This window comes from uncultured Corynebacterium sp. (assembly GCF_937999985.1).
Classification (GTDB): Bacteria; Actinomycetota; Actinomycetes; order Mycobacteriales; family Mycobacteriaceae; genus Corynebacterium.
This window is the reverse complement of record NZ_CALLDG010000202.1, coordinates 1-17,053: the sequence shown is the minus strand read 5'-3', so window position 1 is coordinate 17,053 and position 17,053 is coordinate 1. Positions and strand designations below refer to the sequence as shown.

Below are 17,053 nucleotides of genomic sequence, written 5' to 3'. Positions count from 1 at the left end.
CTGGTGGATCGGCTCGTTGTATGCGGTGAGGTAGTAGATCACGTCCTCGCCGCGGCCATCGTTGCTGTTCTCGCCGTACATACGCTCGATGCCACGGTGCACGATGTGGGCGATCTCGTAGGCAAATGCCGGGTCGTAGGTCACCACTGCAGGGTTTGTGGACGCCAACACGGGGGAGTTGCCGTCCATATGCTGCAAGCCCTCGCCTGTCAGCGTGGTACGGCCCGCGGTGGCTCCGATCAGGAATCCGCGAGACATCTGGTCTGCGGCCGCCCAGATCTCGTCGCCCACGCGCTGGAAGCCGAACATCGAGTAGAAGATGTACAGCGGGATCATGACTTCGCCGTGGGTGGCGTAGCTGGTGCCGGCGGCGATGAAGGAAGCCATAGAGCCGGCCTCCGAGATGCCTTCGTGCAGAATGTGTCCGTCGGTGGCCTCGCGGTAGGAGAGCATCAGGTCGTGATCCACCGGCGTGTAGTTCTGGCCGTGCGGGTTGTAGATCTTCAGCGTCGGGAACCAGGAATCCATGCCGAAGGTACGCGCCTCATCCGGGACGATCGGCACGATGCGCTTCTTCAGCTCGTCGTCGCGCATAAGGTCCTTGAACACGCGGACCAGGGCCATCGTGGTGGCGACCTCCTGCTTGCCGGAGCCCTTGCGGGCCAGCTTCGCAATGGACAGGTCGGGCATCTTCAGCGGCGTGAACTTCTCGCGGCGCTCCGGCAGGAAGCCGCCGAGCTCCTTGCGGCGGTTCAGCATGTACTTGATCTCTTCCGCATCCTTGCCGGGGTGGAAGTACGGCGGCAGGTACGGGTCCTTCTCCAGCTCTTCATCGGAGATCGGGATGTCCTGCTTATCGCGGAAGAGCTTCAGATCCTCCAGCGCGAGTTTCTTCATCTGGTGGGTCGCGTTGCGGCCCTCGAAGTTGTGGCCCAGTCCGTAGCCCTTAATGGTGTGGGCCAGGATGACGGTCGGCTGGTCCTTGGTCTCCAGGGCGCGCTTGTAGGCGGCGTAGATCTTGCGGTAGTCGTGGCCGCCGCGGCGCAGGTGCCAGATCTCCTCGTCCGTCATGTCCTCCACCAGCTTGGCGGTGCGCGGATCCTTGTTGAAGAAGTACTCGCGGACGTACGCGCCGTCGTTGGCCTTGAACGTCTGGAAGTCGCCGTCCGGGGTGGTGTTCATGGCGTGGACCAGGGCGCCCTCTTCGTCGCGGGCGAACAACTCGTCCCACTCGCGGCCCCAGACGACCTTGATGACGTTCCAGCCGGCGCCGCGGAAGAAGCTCTCCAGCTCCTGGATGATCTTCGTGTTGCCGCGCACCGGGCCGTCCAGGCGCTGCAGGTTGCAGTTGATGACGAAGGTCAGGTTATCCAGGTTGTTCAGCGCGGCGGTTTGGATCAGGCCGCGGGATTCCGGCTCGTCCATCTCGCCATCGCCGAGGAACGCCCAGACGTGCTGCTGGGAAGTGTCCTTGATGCCACGGTCGTGCAGGTAGCGGTTGAAGCGCGCCTGGTAGATGGCATCCATGGGGCCCAGACCCATGGAGACGGTCGGGAACTCCCAGAACTCCGGCATGCCGTGCGGGTGCGGGTAGGAAGGCAGGCCGTGGTTCGGCTTAGAGGCCTCCTGGCGGAAGGCATCCAGGTCTTCCTCGGAAAGGCGGCCTTCCAGGAACGCGCGGGCGTACATGCCGGGGGAGGCGTGGCCCTGGAAGAAGATCTGGTCGCCACCGCCCGGGTGGTCCTTGCCGCGGAAGAAGTGGTTCAGCCCGACCTCGTAGAGCGGAGCCGCGGAGGCGTAGGTGGAGATGTGGCCGCCCACCCCAATGCCCGGGCGCTGGGCGCGGTGGACCATGATGGCCGCGTTCCAGCGGATCCAGCGGCGGTAGCGCTTCTCGATCTCCTCGTCACCCGGGAAGTCGGGCTCCTGGGTGGTGGGGATGGTGTTCACGTAATCAGTGGACAGCAGGGGAGGCAGGGGGACACGCTTGGCGGTGGCACGCTCCAGCAGGCGCAACATCAGGTAGCGGCCACGATCCGGGCCCGCGGATTCCAGCAGCCCGTCGAGGGAATCCATCCACTCCTGGGTTTCCTCCGGGTCGGAATCGGCCAGGTAGGAGGCCACTCCGTCTCGGATCAAAGCAAAGTTGCTGGCATCGTTTGCGCTGTTGTTTTCTTCTGCCGAAGTGGACATTGGTTCGTCCTCCTTAGATCCGCGGGTTGTGGGGCGCCTTTGTTTCCGACCCCTTGTGGCTTCCACAGTACGTCAAAGTCGCGTTAGAAAACCTCCGTTGGCAGCCCGACTGTGTTAGGTTCAAAAATGAAGATTTTTAACCACACCAGCTGCGATAACCGCAGGGGCGTGTAGCGGTTGTGATACGGCTACTACGCGCAGGCGGTTAGGCGACGGGCTGGTTTTCTTAGAAAGGTACGAAATAACAGTGGCAATGGCCCCCGGTCCGGCTTCGAGCTCTACAGGCTCCGCTGGCGGTGCACAAGGCAATGGCGCGAAGGACGCACAGCGCGCGCAGTCTCAGAATGGACACGATTGGGCGGCCCTGCTCAATGTCGAATCCGACAGCCTGATCCAGGAAATCGGTTGGGACGAAGACTGTGACGACAGCATCAGCGAAGCCCTGGAAGACGCTATCGGCGATGCCCTGTTGGATATCGACACTGACGAAGTGGTTGACGTCGTACTTCTGTGGTGGCGCGACGAGGACGGCGACTTGGTCGACGGCCTGGTCGATGCGACCCGCAGCCTGGGGGAGGATGGCCGCATCTGGCTGCTGACCCCCGCGAAGCTGGACGCCGGCCGCGTGGAGCCAGGCGTGATCGCCGAGTCCGCTCAGCTGGCGGGCCTGGTGCAGACCAAGTCGGAGCGCCTGGGCGACTGGCAGGGTGCCTGCCTGGTTTCCTCCGGCACCAAGCGCTAGGCGGCGCTGGCGCTGCGCGCTTGCGTGGCCGGCGCGGCGCCGCCTGCTCCGTAGCTGCCGCACCGGGCGCCTAGTCCCGCGCTGCGCTCCACCTGCGGTTTCGTTGTTTTGTAGGTGGACGTGCTAGAGTCATTAACGCTTCAAACAGCACGCGCCTTTAGCTCAGCTGGAAGAGCAGCTGGTTTACACCCAGCAGGTCGGCGGTTCGAACCCGTCAGGGCGCACCAAAATTTTTTACAGCTCCGTGGCCACTTCGGTCGTGGGGCTGTTTCCGTTCTTCGCTGAGACTCACTCGGCTCCGCCCCACCCGCACTCCTCGGCTCCGCCCCACCCGCATTCCTCGGCTCCGCTCAGCTTTGCCCGGCTCGGCATGGCTCCGACTATTTGGCCGCCCCCGCTGCTCGGGGCAATAATGGAGCACATGGCATCCTCGAAGCGCAGCGGCTGGCGAAACTTCCTCACACCCGGATGGGTCATCACCGCCATCCTGGTCCTCGCCTTCACCTACGCCGCATTCAGCTTCCTAGCCCCTTGGCAACTGGGGAAGAACCAGGACAAGAACGCCTTCAACCAGCGCCTCGAACAATCCCTGCAAACCGACCCCGCCCCGATCACCGATGTGATCCCGGGCGATGGGGAATCAGTGGGCGTCGAAAAAGAATGGACCAGAGTCGCACTCCAGGGCCAATTCCTGCCGGACAAAGAGGTGCTGCTGCGCAACCGCCCGGTGGAATCGGCTCACTCTTTTCAAGCATTGACGCCCTTTCGGCTCGACGGCGGGCAGACCGTCTTGGTGCATCGCGGGTGGGTCGCCGTGGAGGGGGACGGGGCTGCGCCTCGGCTGAAATCTGCGCCGGATGGTGAGGTGAAGGTGACCGGGTTCATCCGTATGAGCGAGGCTGTGCCGGATGCGGCACCGACGGAGTCTCAGGGATACACGCAGGTCACGGGCATGTCGACGAAGCAGATCTCCGAGGCGACGGACGAGGATCTGGCGGCGGATTATGTGCAGCTGGATTCGGAGAGCGTCGACCGCCTGAACAGTATGGCCGGTGGCGGTGCTGGTGGTGCTGGCGGCGATGGTGCTGGCGGCGGAGCTGCTGATAGTGATGCTGGTGCCGACGGTGGTGCCAGCAGTGACACCGGCGGCGGAGAAGCCGGCGGTGCGCCGGATCTGAAGGCGCTGCCTCTGCCGCACTTGGATGGTGGCACGAACTTGTCCTATGGAATTCAGTGGATTGCTTTCGGCATCTTGGCGCCGGTGGGCTTGGGCTGGTTTGTGTATGCGGAGATGCGCGAGCGCCGGCGTGAGCGCGAGGAAAGCGCCGAGGTCGCCCGCCTAAATGCCCAGATCACCGATGGTGCCGGTGGTGATGGTGCTGGCGGATCATCTTCTGCTAGCAGCGCAGACACTGCTCACGGCGAAGCAGCTGCCGGGTCCGCTGCTGCAGGCGACGCTGCTGCCAATCCCAAGTCGGCCGACTCTGAAAAGTCGGAACTCAGTGGCACAGAGAAGCCGAATTCTCGGAAGCGTTCCGACCTCACCGACCGCTATGGAGGCACCCGCTCCCGCTTCGAGGAGCGCCGCGCGGAAAAGCGCGGCAGGGAGCGCTTCTAGTTCCCACAAACTGCCACCCCGGTCTGCGGGAAGTCAGCCTCAGTCCACAAACTGCTGCCCCTCTGGCTACAAACTGTCGCGCTGGCACACTGAAAGTCGCCTCCTGGCCTTTGGAATGTCGTTAGATCGGGAATACGTCAACGCCGATCGCGCTCCACGATTTTTCAAAACTCTTTGAACTGCGGTTTTGGGTAAATGGAAATAGTTGGCATCAACGTATTCCCGTTCTAGCGACACGTGATCATCTGAGGTGGCTCAAGATCCCCGCTATGGCGACATTTGGGCGCCTGAAACCGCTCCGAGGCCTCGATCCGGTGGCATTTGGCTATGGCCTGTTTTTATTTGGGTACGTGGAGTGGTTGAGAATGCTCAACTCGGCGGTATTGGGTGGTGCCGGAAGGGTTAAATGTCGGAAAAGTTGCAAAACAGAAAATCGGACAGCCGGCGACCTGCGAGAAAAACGCCCTGACCTGCATGTTTGCGTTAGTGAAAATTGTCTGCAATAACGTTTTGCAACTTTTCCGACATTTAGGTGCCAGCGAAGCGTGTTTGAGGCCTGCGGCCCCTGGCGTTTTGCAACTTTTCCGACATTCTGGCGGCAGCGGTGAGTTTTGGAGTGCGCAGACCCGGCGTTTTGCAACCTATCCGGCATTCATACAGCGGAAAAGGTTAACTACAGCCCCAGCTGCTCCCGGACGTACTCCACGATGCCCGGCACGGCGGCCTCAATCTGCTGCCCGACCTCGGTAAAGTCCGAGCGGTGGCCATAGTAGGGGTCGGCGACTTCGGCACCGGCGGGGGAGTTGGCGTCAAAGCTACGGAACAAGCGAATGCGCTCCGGGGCGACACCCGCATTGCGCAACCCGCGCGCATGCCCGTCGTCCATGGCCAGGAAAAGGTCGGCGTCCAAATGCTCAGGTCCGAGCTGTGCCGCGCGGTGCGCCGTGCCGTCGTAGCCCAATGACGCCAACTCATCCACCGCCCGACCATCAGCGCCGTCGCCGATGTGCCAGCCGCCGAGTCCGCAGGAATTCAGGGTCACGGGAGCGTCGGCGGAAGCGGGAGCCTCGGGAGTGGCAGCGGCAGCGTCGGCGGAAGCGGGAGCCTCGGGAGTGGCAGCGGAGGATTCGGCAGCATCAGCGGCAGGCGAGTGTCTGGTGGCGATGCCGGCTTCCTCGAGGCCGGCGCGCAGAATCACCTCGCCCATCGGGGAGCGGCAGATGTTGCCCGTGCATACGACAGTGATGTGCATTGAATTCCTTTCAGTTCGTTGAGCAGCCCGGCTAGCCCTCGTTGGCCCAGCGCTGCACCAGCGCGTCCAGCTCCTCGAGCGTGTTCACGCTGTAAGCGGCCTTGGCGTGCTCTTCCTCGGAGCCGTAACCCCAGCCGACTAGCACCGTGGGGATGCCGGACTGCGCGGCGCCCTCCACGTCGTGAATACGGTCGCCGATCAGCAGCATTTTCGTCGGGTCGAGGGCCTGCAGGCCTTCCTCGGCGCTCATGTGTGCCAGGTATTCCCGCACTTCGGGGGCCTCTTTCAGCTGCTCGAGCGCATACTCAATAACAGCGGCCTTGGACCGGCGGGTGCCATCCTCCTGAGCCGCCCCCAGCACAGCGAAGTACTTCAGCATGTCGTGTTCGCGCAGGATCCGCTCCGCCGACACCTCGGACTTCGACGTCGCCGTGGATAGAATAATGCCTTCGCTGGACCATTTTTCCAGCAGCCCGCGCATGCCAGGGAACGGGGTGGCTTCCCTCCATCGCCCGTTTTCCTGATCCAAAAGGTACGTGTCGAAGACCTTCTGCAGCAGCTCGCCTTCCAGCCCAATGTCCCGCAGGGTCTCCACCATCGGCGGGCCGGGGATCTCGCGCACGCGCTCCTCGGGAGGCACCGGCACCCCGTGTGCCTCCAGGGCGTTCACGAAGCTGGCGCGGATGCCGGGGTAGCTATCCATCAGCGTTCCGTCTACGTCTACAAGCAGAATTGGTAAATCTCGCACTCCTCCAGTGTGTCAGATCTGACTAGGCTGGGTGGAGCATGTAGCCAGCCGAGCGAGCAGCCGGGCTGGCAGCATAGCCAGTGGCAAAGCAAGACAGCACATAGCAGTACCCCAGGAGAATCCGTGCCCGAGCCATCTACCACCGCCGCGAACCAGGCAGCCAGCCCCGCCACCGCCGCGAACCACACCACCGTCGCCGACGTCGTCGCCGCCTTGGAGGCCGCCTACCCGCCCCACCTCGCGGAATCCTGGGACGCGGTCGGCCTGATCTGCGGCGACCCCGCCGAGCCCGCGGACAAGGTCGCCTTCGCCCTGGATTGCACCGACGCCGTCGTGGATGCCGCCATCGCCCAGGGCGCGCAGATGCTCGTGGTTCACCACCCGCTGCTGCTCCGCGGCGTCACCGGCGTACCCGCCAACTCCCCGAAGGGCCGCATCGTCCACAAACTCATCCGCAACGGCATCGCCCTATTCGCCGCGCACACAAACGCCGATTCCGCCCGCCCCGGCGTGAACGATCGCCTGGCCGAGCTCCTCGGCATCACCCCGGGCGCACCCTTGCGGCCGATCCCTTCCGGCACCGACAAGTGGGGCTTCACCGTCCCTCTTAATGACGCCCCCACGGTGAAATCCGCCATCTTCTCCGCAGGCGGTGGCGCGCAGGGTGACTATGAGCAGGCCTGCTTCGAGTTCTCCGTTACGGGCCAGTTCCTGCCCACGGAAGGCGCGAATCCGCACCTCGGCGCGGTAGGGGAGGTAGAGACGGTCGAGGAGGTCCGCATCGAGTTCGTAGCCCCCGCCGCGAAGCGGGAAGCGATCCGCGCGGCCCTCATCAAGGCCCACCCGTACGAGGAGCCGGCCTACGACTGCGTGGAAACATCCCTGCCTACGCCCGCCGACCAGCAACTGGGCATCGGGCGCGTCGGCGAGCTGGATACCCCGTTGACCTTGCGGGAGTTCACTGCCCGCGTGGCCGAGCGACTGCCCGCCACCGAATGGGGCGTGCGCGCAGCCGGAGACCCCGATGCCATGATCCGCACCGTCGCCGTCGCTAGCGGCGCCGGCGACAGCTTCCTCGGCCAGGTCGCAAAAATGGATGTGGACTGCTTCGTCACCTCCGACCTGCGCCACCACCCGGTGGACGAGCACCTGCGCATGGGCGGATGCCCGGTGATCGATACCGCCCACTGGGCCAGCGAGTTTCCGTGGTGTTTCCAGGCGGAGGGCGTCATTAAGAAGGCAACGAAGGCACAGACCACAGTGATCGACGTGCGCACCGACCCGTGGACCGTGCACAAAAAGTAGGAGGACAACTGCGATGCGCTGGACGACCGACGACCGAAAGAACCTGGCAGACCTAGCGCGCGAACAGGAGGAGCTGGGCATCGCGCAGGCACGGCTGGACTCGCTGCCGGAGCAGGCGAAGTTGGAGGAGCTGCAGGCTCAGAAGCGCGAGGAGCGCCGCCAGCAGGTGCTGAACAACGCGCAGGTCAGGAGCGACCAGGCCTCCCTGATGCGCCTGCGCCAGGACGTGGCGAAGCTCAAGGAGCGTGAGCGGGCGAACGTGGCGGGGTTGAACTCGCAGACGGACCCCGAGCGGCGGCGCGACCTGAAGCACGACCTGCGTAGCACCCGCGAGCGATTGCACGATCTGGAGGGGCGGCTGGAACGCTCGGTGAAGGTGCAGTCCATGTTCAGCGGGGCCAACTCCGCCGCCGACGAGGCCGACGACCAGACGCATGCGCAGATCGACGAGGACATCGCCGCAGCGCAGACCGACCTGGACCGCGCGACCAACGCCCTGGAGGCTGACATTTCCGCCATCAAAGCCCGGTTGGCTCAGCGGCGGACGGCACTGGAAGACACGAACGCGGAGCTGCTGCAGGCCTACGACCAGCAGCTCGCCGAGCACGGGGTGGGCGCCGCACCGCTGAACGGGCGGACGTGCCAGGCTTGCTTCATGGAGCTGGACCCGCTGTCACTGAGGGAGATCGACGAGCTGGCCGCAGACGGCAGCGGGGAAGTGCCGCGATGCCCTGAATGTAATGTCCTGCTGCTGCGATAGAGTGGCCTGAAGTAGACAGAACGAGGGTGATGAATGATGCGCTTAGACGTGGAATGCGACGGAGGATCCCGCGGTAACCCGGGCATCGCCGGTTGCGGCAGTTCGGTCCTGGAGGGCGACCAGGAAGTAGCCGCACGCTGGGAGTTCATTGCCAAAGCCACGAATAATGTGGCGGAGTACCAGGGGCTCATCAATGCTCTGGAGCTGGCCATCGAGGTCGCGAAAATACGTGGGGTTGCCGCCGCGGATCTGGAGATCCAGGTGCGCATGGATTCCAAGCTCGTCGTCGAGCAGATGAGCGGCCGCTGGAAGATCAAGCACCCCGACATGAAGCCCCTGGCTGCGCGGGTCAAGGAGCTCGAGGCTACTCTTGCCGCCGTCACCTACAACTGGGTGCCGCGCGCGCAGAACAAGCGCGCCGACGAGCTGGCCAATCGCGCTATGGATGATGGGATTGGGGGTCGCTGGTTTGATGACGCCCTCTCGTTCCAACCCGCCGCCGACTCAGTTGAGGCTGGCGGGGATATCGCGTCGGGGCGTGCGGGTGCAGCTGCCCCGTCGGCGCCTGCAGGGGCTGCGGGCGTGGACACAGGGGCTGCGGACGCTTCGGTCGCTGCGGGGAATGAGAGCACGGGAGCGGAGGCCGTGACCGATGCCGCGAGCGCGCCGGAATGGCATCCAGGCGGGAAGCCGACCCGCCTGTGGGTGCTGCGGCACGGGCAGACGGAGATGAGCGTGCAGAAGCAGTTCTCCGGGCTCTCCGACCCAGAGCTGACCTCCCACGGGCGCGAGCAGGCTCGGCGGGCCGCGGCCTACGTGTCCGGGCAGCTGGCTGGCGGTGTTGGTGGCAACGCTAGTGCGGGAAGCAGTGCTGGCCCGGTGGCGATCTACAGCTCCCCGTTGAAACGCACCCGCCAGACCGCAGAGGCCGTGGCTGAGGCTTTGGCTCAGGCGCTAGCTGCGGCGCCCGCGGAGGCTGCAGCGGACGGCGGCTCCAGCAGTGCCGGTGGCTCTGGCACCACCAAGCCCCGCGTCCACGTCACTGAGGCCCTGATCGAGATGAACTTCGGAGACTGGGAAGGCCGCACCTTCGCCGAGGTCATGGATGAATTCCCCCTTGAGCACGACGCCTGCTTCTGGGACAGTGCCGCCGCCCCCAGCGGAGGTGAAAGCCCCGACGACGTGCTCGCCCGCGTGCGCCCCTTCCTCCGCGACGTCGCCCGCAACCACCCCGGCGAGGATGTTGTGTTGGTCAGCCATGTGACTCCCATTAAGTCCATCCTGCGCCACGCTTTTTGTGCCAGCGGCGCGTTGTACCGCACGCTGCACCTGGACCTGGCAGGCTTGAGCGTCATCGAAATCTTCCCGGATGGTTCAGAAGGTTCCGGGGGAGAAGTGGGCGTCAATAATAAGGGCAGCAACAAGGACAGCGCCGTGGTGCGAAGGGTCAACGATACGCACTTCCTCGATGGAGAAACCGTGCGCTAAAGTTAAGCCTTGTCGAGACGGCCGGGCGATCGCGGCGCGCGGAACCACCCCGCACACGGGGCAGGCCGGGCGCGGAGGAAAGTCCGGACTCCACAGGGCAACGGTGGTTGCTAACAGCAACCCGGGGCGACCCGCGGGAACAGTGCCACAGAAAACAAACCGCCCGCCACGCGCGGGTAAGGGTGAAAAGGTGCGGTAAGAGCGCACCAGCACCCCAGGCGACTGGGGTGGCTAGGTAAACCCCACCGGGAGCAAGGTCAAGGTGCCCGCACGTGCGCCATCCCAGATGGTGCACAAGCGTGCGGCGTAGCTCTAGGGCTGCCCGCCCAACAATGAGCAGGTAGGCCGCTTGAAGCCACCAGCAATGGTGGGCTCAGATGGATGATCGCCTCGTCCCACGCCGACTTCGCGTGCCCACGCGGTGCTGCGGAGTGGGCGGGGGATAGGACAGAATCCGGCTCATAGGTCGTCTCGGCGCAAACATTTTTTTTGAGGGGGTCGGGCGTGGCCGGGTGCGTGGCTGGGTGCCGGTTTCCGGTGTGGCCTGGGCACAGGCAGTGGCGTGGCAGGGAAACTCGGCTGGGTGCGTGGCCGGGACGAGGAGGTTGTGCCACTCTTGGAGTCATGAAACTTTTCGCCGCCGAGCTGAACTTCCGCGCCATCGCCGAGGAGTTCAAACTGCCGGAACGCTTCCCGGAGGACGTCCACGCCGAGGCGCTGCAATCCAGCGACCGGCACGCCGACCAGCGCCGCGACCTGCGGGATATTCCATTTGTGACCATCGACCCGGCGGGTTCGATGGACCTGGATCAGGCGGTGAACATTCAGGACGCGCCGGACGCGGCTGCTGCTAGCGCGGGCGGCGACGGCGCTGGCGCGGACGGGGCTGGGGCTGGTCCTGGCATGGGCGGCGCGGCCCGGTGGCGCGTGCTGTACGCCATCGCGGACGTGGCGGCCTTCGTGGATCCGGCCGGGCCGCTGATGGCGGAATCCCTACAGCGCGGCCAGACGATGTACCTGCCGGACGAGCCGACCCGCCTGCACCCGGCGGAGCTCTCGGAGGGCAGCGCCTCGCTGCTGCCCGACCAGACCCGTCCCGCCGTGGTGTGGGATATTCTGCTGCGCGCCGACGGTGAGGTCGCGGATTTCACCGTGTACCGCGCGCTAATCCGCTCCGTGAGGCGCTTCGACTACACCGAGGTGGAGGCGGACATGCACGGCGGCACCCTGCACCCCGCCATCGCCCAGCTGCCGGAAGTTGGCCGGGCGCGCCAGCGCTCTGATCTGCGGCGTAAGGCCATCAACTTGCGTTTGCCTTCGATCTCCGTGGAGCGCACCCAGTCCGACGACGGCACCGAGCGCTACCTGCTGGACATCGACGAACGCCAGGAGATGAACGACTTCAACTCCGAGCTGTCCCTACTGGCGGGCATGTGCGCCGGGGAGATGATGGTGCGCGCGGGCGTGGGCATCCTGCGCACCCTGCCGCCCGCCGGAGACAAGGAAATCGCCGCCTTCGACCACTCCGCGCACGCCTTGGGGTTCGATCGCTCCGGCCGCCCGATCGGGGAATTGCTCGCTGATATTGACGCCTCCACGCCGCGCGGCATGGCACTCATGCGCGACGCGCAGAGTCTTCTGCGCGGGGCGGGGTACCAGCAGTTCGGCCTGGCTGGCGGGAGTGCTGAGGCTGGCGCGTCTGAGCCCAGCATCCACGCCGGCATCGGCGGCCACTATGCGCACGTCACCGCGCCCCTGCGCCGACTGGTGGACCGCTTCGCCACGGAAATCTGCCTGGCCATCGCCAGCGCACAGTCCATCCCGGAGTGGGTGACCGCCAACGTCGACCAGGTTCTCGGCACCATGAAATCCAGCGGCCAGACGGCTAGCGCCGTCGACCGCGCCTGCCTGAAACTCACCGAGGCGGTCGTCCTGCAACCGTGGGTAGGCCAGAACTTCAACGCAACGGTGCTCAACAGTGACGGCGGAGACAAGGCGAAGATCCTAGTCGAGGAGCCGCCCATCTTGACGACTTGTGTGGGCGGCCCAGACGAGGCGTCAACAATTAAAGTAACCCTGATTGAAGCCGAACCCGCAGCGCGAGAGGTACGTTTCGCCTGGCCGGCCGATTAGGCAGGGGGCTGTCCGGCGCGTGTGGTACACATGACTTTATGAGCGAAAATGATGCGCAAAAGTGGTACTACGACACGAAGACCGGCCAGGTGAGCCAAGGCAAGGACAGCGCGTGGGATAGCCGCATGGGGCCCTACGACTCGCGCGAGGAGGCCGAGGCCGCCATCGAGACCGCGCAGCAGCGCACTAAGGAGGCCGAGGAGTACGACGCGGAAGATGACGACTAAGGACTCCGCGGTCGGCGCGGGCGACGCGGGCGGAGTGAGCGGCGCGGGCGACGCGGGCGGCGTGAGCGGTCGCGTTGACGGCGAGGCGGACCGCTCGTGGCTGGCGCGCACCCTGCTGCCGGAGGGCAAAGAGCCGGACCCGCGCTTCACCCTGGCAAACGAGCGCACCTTCCTGGCGTGGATCCGCACTAGTTTGGCGTTTCTGGCTGGCGGGGTGGCGCTAGAGGCGTTCCGTTCACCGAATGTGCCCGAGCATCTGTGGAGCGCCGCGGCTGTGTTGGTGCTGGTCGTTGGCATGCTGATCGGCCTGGGGGCGGCGGTGCGGTGGCTGCGCGTGGAGCGTGCCATGCGAAATGGGAAAGCTCTGCCGGTGCCCGCGATCGTGCCCTTCCTGGCAGGCGTGGCCGTGGTGGCTTGTGCGGTTGTGCTGGGGTTTGTGATCTTCGGAGACTTTGGGATGGAGCTGTAGGTGGCGCGCCGGAAGGTGTCACGCCAGGGTGCGCGCGGTGCTGCACAGGCGGCTGCGCGGCGGGTGCCCGAGCGCCCGCACTCTGACCTGGGGCTTCAGCCGGAGCGCACCAGCCTGTCGTGGCAGCGCACCCTGTTGGCGCTGCTGGTCGTCAGCGCTCTGCTGTTCCGGTGGATCGGCCGCTACGGTGTGATCGTCCTGCCCGCGGCCGGGGTGTTGATGCTGCTCGCGGCGCTCATTCTGCTGACCCAACGGCGCCGCTACCTGCGCTTCAGCGCTGGCCTGCGCGCCGAACGCCTCACCGCAAACGTCGGCTCGGTCGTCGCGGTGACTGCGGCTGTCCTGATCTGCGGCGTGGTCGCCGCCATCTTCGTTATTCTGGACGCCATCTAACCCCAACCGCCCAGCATTGTTGTACTGTCCTAAGTGTTGATTAAGCACACCGTTCAAGGTGAGCCGCTGTGTGCAGTGAGAATAGAGGGGCAAAAGCTGGTGGACGTAAATGTTTTCTATCGGACTTTTGACGTCTCTGATGTTGCCCCAGGGGCTAATATCTTGGATCTCATCTTTCATGGGTTGATCCTCTTTACTGTTCTATCCGGCATTATGGCCTGGGTGGCAATCATAATTTTGGTTTCCAGATCGATTTGGAGAAAAAAGAACCCCGGCAGACAAACCCGTACGTGGGTAGTCTTCTTTGCTCTGTCCTTTTCGATATACGTGATTTCTGTTCCGTTGTCCTTCAAATTAGTGCTGTTCCCGGGTGAAATATCCTCCAAGATCTACGCGCTGGATAAATATGGGAACGGAAGGGCAGTTCCAATGGTGACGGAAGATTCCCCAATAAACACAGTGAGAATGGATCACGCCAAGAAGACTTTTTTGGAGAAGTACCATCGAGAAGTTTTCGACGCTTTGTCTAGTGACCCAGAGTTAATGCAGTATGACCTTGTGGGATGTAAGGATCAGGGGGAAGACAAGCATGAGAAGTCAATCTTCTGCGGCGGCTATGTGGATTCCGGTGTTCATGCTGTTAAGGGAGGGAAAGAGTTTTCGTTAAATCCCCATTTTCATTTTGGGGAGAGGCCAGAATCTATTCGAGAAAGAGAGGGGATGGATTTGGAAAACTCGCCTGGCGGCGGCATGACGGTTCGGCTTTCGGTTTACATTTCTGAGCAAAGCTAGTGGTGGCTGGCGTGGGGCTGGCGTGGGCGTGGTGCCTGGCGGTTGCTGGCGTGCTAAATGTCGTTAAAGTGGTAAAACGTTACTGGCAGCGATTGCAGATACTGTAAAGGTGCAGGTCAGGGCAATTTCGCTAGCTGGAAAAATTTTTTCGGGAAGACGAATTACAACTTTAACGACATTTAGTGGTTTGAGAGGGGGTGTCAGCCCGCCGGAATGGTGCCAGAGAGGCTAGTGGGGCTGGTGTGTCGCGGCTGAACGTGGGTGTGGGTAGGTGGCAGGAGCTGGGAGATTGAGTGTGTGACCAGTGGGGCTAGAGAGGCCTGTGGGGCTGGTGTGACGTGACGGAAGGTGGGTCGGGCAGGCCGAGCCGGGAGCGGACAGGCCAGGCAGGGGCGGGTCGGTGCCAGGCTGGCGAGGTGGGCGGTGGGTGGCCCTGCAGACCCAGTCAGCCGGGCTAGAAGCAGTGCTCCTCCGCCGGGAACTCGCCTGCAGCAACCTCTCGCTTGTAGGCAGCCGCGGCGGTGGTCAGGTCCGATCCCACCGAAGCCCACTGCTTCGCGAAGCGCGGACGGTGCCCACCCGCCGGGAACGCAGCCATGTCGTGCCACACCAGAACCTGCCCATCGCAGTCCGGACCTGCACCAATGCCAATCGTCGGGATGTCCAGCTCCTTAGTCACGGAAGCCGCCACGTCCGCGGGCACCATCTCCAGCACAACCATGTCGGCACCGGCTTCCTGCACGGCGCGGGCGTCGGCCAGCAGCTGCTCGGCGCCAGCCCCGCGGCCCTGCACCTTGAAACCGCCCAGCTGGTTGACGGACTGCGGAGTAAAGCCGATGTGCGCGCACACGGAGATACCGGCGTCAGTAATAGCGCGAATGCGATCCGCAATCCGCACCCCGCCTTCGATCTTCACCGCATGCGCGCCCGTGCGATGCAGCATCTCGGTGGCGGCCTTCACGGCCTGCTCATCCGAGGCCTCATAGGTGCCGAAGGGCAGGTCAGCGACCACGGCGGCATTACCGGCGCCGCGGACAACGGCGGCTGTCAGGTAGACCATTTCGTCCATGCTGATGCGCTGGGTGGCGTCATACCCAAACACCACATTCGCGGCAGAATCGCCGACCAGCATGATCTCCACGCCTGCCTCGGCGAACGCGACGGCGGTGGAGTAGTCGTAGGCGGTCAGCATCGCGAACGGCTCGCCCGTGCCCTTGCGTGCCTTCAGATCGGCGATGCGCACCTTCTTGGTGGGGACCAGGTAGCCGTTGGGGGTGGAGCCGGATGTTCCAGATTTTGCAGTCATGCTGTTCATTCTAGGTGACGCCCTCAGCCCCAACCGCTGAACCGCCGACTAGCGCAATCGGGGGCGCGGCCTAGCGCAAACGGGGGCGCGGCCTAGTGCAATCGGGGGCGCAGCCTCGCGCAAACGGGGGCGCAGCCGGGCCGGGAACTTCTACAATGGGGGACATGAATCGCCAACAGGAATATGTTCTGCGCACGCTGGAAGAACGCGACATCCGCTTCGTTCGCCTTTGGTTTACGGATATCCAGGGCTACCTCAAGTCCGTGGCGGTGGTGCCAGCGGAGCTAGAGGGGGCTTTCCAGGAGGGCATCGGCTTCGACGGCTCGGCGATTGAAGGGTTTTCCCGCATCGCGGAATCGGACACGATCGCGCAGCCGGACCCGTCGACGTTCCAGATCTTCCCGTTCAAGTCGGATTCCGGGGCACTGTCGGCGCGCATGTTTTGCGACATTGCGATGCCGGACGGCACCCCTTCGTGGGCGGATCCGCGCCAGGTGCTGCGCCGCCAGATGAAGGCCGCGGCGGATCAGGGCTTCAGCTGCTATGTCCACCCGGAGATCGAGTTCTTCCTGGTCAAGGAGCTGGAGACTGAGGGGTATCCGCCGGTGCCGACGGATAACGGCGGCTACTTCGACCAGGCGGTCACCGACGACGCTCCGGCTTTCCGCGCCCACGCGATCAGCGCGCTGGAGCACATGGGCATTTCCGTGGAGTTCTCGCACCACGAGAACGCACCGGGGCAGCAGGAGATCGACCTGCGTTACGCCGACGCCCTGACGATGGCGGATAACGTGATGACCTTCCGTTACCTGATTAAGCAGGTAGCTCGCCGCAATGGCGTGGCCGCGACGTTCATGCCGAAGCCTTTCCGCGAGCACGCGGGGTCGGCGATGCACACCCACATGTCCCTGTTCGAGGGAGAGAATAACGCTTTCCACGATCCGGATGATGAGCTGCGCCTGTCGGGCACCGCAAAGTCCTTCATCGCGGGCATTCTGGAGCACGCCCCGGAGATCACGGCGGTGACGAACCAATGGGTGAACTCCTACAAGCGCATTACCTCCGGCGATGAAGCTCCGCGTGCGGCGGCGTGGGGTGCGTCGAACCGCTCGGCGATGATCCGCCTGCCGATGTACACGCAGAACAAGGCGGCTTCCCGCCGCGTGGAGGTTCGTTCACCGGATAGCGCCTGCAACCCGTACCTGGCTTATTCGGTGCTGCTGGCCGCAGGTTTGAAGGGGATTGAGGAGGGCTACGAGCTGCCCAACCCGGCGGAGGAGGATGTCTCCCGCATGACCCGCCGCGAGCGCATTGCCGCAGGCTACAAGGATCTGCCTTCGGATCTGAACAGTGCCTTGCGGGAAATGGAGCGTTCCGAGCTGGTTGCCGATGCCCTCGGCGAGCACGTCTTTGAGTTCTTCCTGCGCAACAAGTGGCGCGAGTGGTACGAGTACCAGTCGCAGATCACGCCGTGGGAGCTGCGGAACAACCTGTCCTTCTAGTCGCCTTATCTGCGGCTTCCTCTCCCACAATTCCATCCCTCCCACTACTTCCTTGAGTTCTAGGAGCACCTTCACCCCATGACCCGCCCTCGCAGTTCGCGTTCCTCCGTGCCGACCGCCCGCAC

Annotated in this window: 15 protein-coding genes, 1 tRNA gene and 1 other RNA gene; 13 read left to right on the top strand and 4 right to left on the bottom strand. The window is 64.2% G+C overall.

Features of this window, described 5'->3' with window-relative positions; genetic code table 11:
* Window positions 1-2,193, bottom strand: a 2,193-nt coding sequence (gene aceE, locus Q0331_RS10095) for a pyruvate dehydrogenase (acetyl-transferring), homodimeric type (RefSeq protein WP_298076220.1), incomplete at its 3' end; no start/stop codon positions are given.
* A gap of 247 nt (window positions 2,194-2,440) precedes the next feature.
* Here aceE and Q0331_RS10090 point away from each other — a divergent pair.
* The 3 genes from Q0331_RS10090 to Q0331_RS10080 all read left to right on the top strand — a co-directional run bounded on the left by Q0331_RS10090 (window position 2,441) and on the right by Q0331_RS10080 (window position 4,553).
* Window positions 2,441-2,935: a DUF3052 domain-containing protein gene (locus Q0331_RS10090; RefSeq protein WP_298076219.1), complete on the top strand. Its 495-nt coding sequence runs from the start codon at window positions 2,441-2,443 to the stop codon at window positions 2,933-2,935.
* A gap of 151 nt (window positions 2,936-3,086) precedes the next feature.
* Window positions 3,087-3,162, top strand: a tRNA-Val gene (locus Q0331_RS10085).
* A 194-nt stretch (window positions 3,163-3,356) separates the two neighbouring features.
* Window positions 3,357-4,553 carry an SURF1 family protein gene (locus tag Q0331_RS10080; protein WP_298076218.1) on the top strand — a complete coding sequence of 399 codons (1,197 nt, stop codon included), beginning with the start codon at window positions 3,357-3,359 and terminating at the stop codon, window positions 4,551-4,553.
* A gap of 673 nt (window positions 4,554-5,226) precedes the next feature.
* Here the strand turns inward: Q0331_RS10080 and Q0331_RS10075 are convergent.
* The gene (locus tag Q0331_RS10075; RefSeq protein ID WP_298076217.1) at window positions 5,227-5,805 is read right to left on the bottom strand and encodes a low molecular weight protein-tyrosine-phosphatase; all 579 of its coding nucleotides are present in this window, start codon (window positions 5,803-5,805) and stop codon (window positions 5,227-5,229) included.
* Window positions 5,806-5,836: 31 nt separating this feature from the next.
* On the bottom strand, window positions 5,837-6,553 hold the full coding sequence (locus tag Q0331_RS10070; protein WP_298076216.1) for an HAD hydrolase-like protein: 717 nt from the start codon (window positions 6,551-6,553) through the stop codon (window positions 5,837-5,839).
* A gap of 123 nt (window positions 6,554-6,676) precedes the next feature.
* On the opposite strand from Q0331_RS10070, the gene Q0331_RS10065 reads away from it, so the two are divergent.
* From Q0331_RS10065 to Q0331_RS10025, 9 genes are all read left to right on the top strand, one after another.
* Window positions 6,677-7,858 (top strand): Nif3-like dinuclear metal center hexameric protein, encoded by a 1,182-nt coding sequence (locus Q0331_RS10065; protein ID WP_298076215.1) that lies wholly within the window; start codon window positions 6,677-6,679, stop codon window positions 7,856-7,858.
* 13 nt (window positions 7,859-7,871) lie between these two features.
* Entirely contained in the window at window positions 7,872-8,618 is a 747-nt protein-coding gene (locus tag Q0331_RS10060) for a C4-type zinc ribbon domain-containing protein (protein ID WP_298076214.1), read from the top strand.
* 33 nt (window positions 8,619-8,651) lie between these two features.
* Entirely contained in the window at window positions 8,652-10,106 is a 1,455-nt protein-coding gene (locus Q0331_RS10055; protein ID WP_367274983.1) for a bifunctional RNase H/acid phosphatase, read from the top strand.
* A 13-nt stretch (window positions 10,107-10,119) separates the two neighbouring features.
* Window positions 10,120-10,584: RNase P RNA component class A (gene rnpB, locus Q0331_RS10050), an RNA gene on the top strand.
* Window positions 10,585-10,730: 146 nt separating this feature from the next.
* Complete coding sequence (locus tag Q0331_RS10045) at window positions 10,731-12,239, top strand: RNB domain-containing ribonuclease (RefSeq protein WP_298076213.1); 1,509 nt, start codon at window positions 10,731-10,733, stop codon at window positions 12,237-12,239.
* Between the two features lie 38 nt (window positions 12,240-12,277).
* A complete protein-coding gene (locus Q0331_RS10040) occupies window positions 12,278-12,466 on the top strand; it encodes an SPOR domain-containing protein (protein ID WP_011273294.1) in 189 nt (62 codons plus the stop codon).
* Window positions 12,456-12,935, top strand: a complete 480-nt coding sequence (locus Q0331_RS10035) for a YidH family protein (RefSeq protein WP_298076212.1) — start codon at window positions 12,456-12,458, stop codon at window positions 12,933-12,935. The genes Q0331_RS10040 and Q0331_RS10035 overlap by 11 nt, the downstream gene beginning before the upstream one ends.
* 15 nt (window positions 12,936-12,950) lie before the next feature.
* Window positions 12,951-13,328 (top strand): DUF202 domain-containing protein, encoded by a 378-nt coding sequence (locus Q0331_RS10030; protein ID WP_298076210.1) that lies wholly within the window; start codon window positions 12,951-12,953, stop codon window positions 13,326-13,328.
* Window positions 13,329-13,361: 33 nt separating this feature from the next.
* Window positions 13,362-14,120 carry a hypothetical protein gene (locus tag Q0331_RS10025; protein ID WP_298076209.1) on the top strand — a complete coding sequence of 253 codons (759 nt, stop codon included), beginning with the start codon at window positions 13,362-13,364 and terminating at the stop codon, window positions 14,118-14,120.
* 454 nt (window positions 14,121-14,574) lie between these two features.
* Here Q0331_RS10025 and panB read toward each other — a convergent pair whose 3' ends face one another.
* The gene (gene panB, locus Q0331_RS10020; RefSeq protein ID WP_298076208.1) at window positions 14,575-15,426 is read right to left on the bottom strand and encodes a 3-methyl-2-oxobutanoate hydroxymethyltransferase; all 852 of its coding nucleotides are present in this window, start codon (window positions 15,424-15,426) and stop codon (window positions 14,575-14,577) included.
* A gap of 164 nt (window positions 15,427-15,590) precedes the next feature.
* On the opposite strand from panB, the gene Q0331_RS10015 reads away from it, so the two are divergent.
* Complete coding sequence (locus Q0331_RS10015) at window positions 15,591-16,928, top strand: glutamine synthetase family protein (RefSeq protein WP_298076207.1); 1,338 nt, start codon at window positions 15,591-15,593, stop codon at window positions 16,926-16,928.
* The last annotated feature ends 125 nt before the right edge of the window (window positions 16,929-17,053 follow it).

Excerpts from the sequence above, each read along its gene's own strand:
- Q0331_RS10080 (WP_298076218.1), top strand. The coding sequence starts at position 3,357 with ATGGCATCCTCGAAGCGCAGCGGCTGGCGAAACTTCCTCACACCCGGA.
- Q0331_RS10075 (WP_298076217.1), bottom strand. The coding sequence starts at position 5,805 with ATGCACATCACTGTCGTATGCACGGGCAACATCTGCCGCTCCCCGATG.
- Q0331_RS10060 (WP_298076214.1), top strand. The coding sequence starts at position 7,872 with ATGCGCTGGACGACCGACGACCGAAAGAACCTGGCAGACCTAGCGCGC.
- Q0331_RS10055 (WP_367274983.1), top strand. The coding sequence starts at position 8,652 with ATGATGCGCTTAGACGTGGAATGCGACGGAGGATCCCGCGGTAACCCG.
- Q0331_RS10045 (WP_298076213.1), top strand. The coding sequence starts at position 10,731 with ATGAAACTTTTCGCCGCCGAGCTGAACTTCCGCGCCATCGCCGAGGAG.
- Q0331_RS10040 (WP_011273294.1), top strand. The coding sequence starts at position 12,278 with ATGAGCGAAAATGATGCGCAAAAGTGGTACTACGACACGAAGACCGGC.
- Q0331_RS10035 (WP_298076212.1), top strand. The coding sequence starts at position 12,456 with ATGACGACTAAGGACTCCGCGGTCGGCGCGGGCGACGCGGGCGGAGTG.
- panB (WP_298076208.1), bottom strand. The coding sequence starts at position 15,426 with ATGACTGCAAAATCTGGAACATCCGGCTCCACCCCCAACGGCTACCTG.
- Q0331_RS10015 (WP_298076207.1), top strand. The coding sequence starts at position 15,591 with ATGAATCGCCAACAGGAATATGTTCTGCGCACGCTGGAAGAACGCGAC.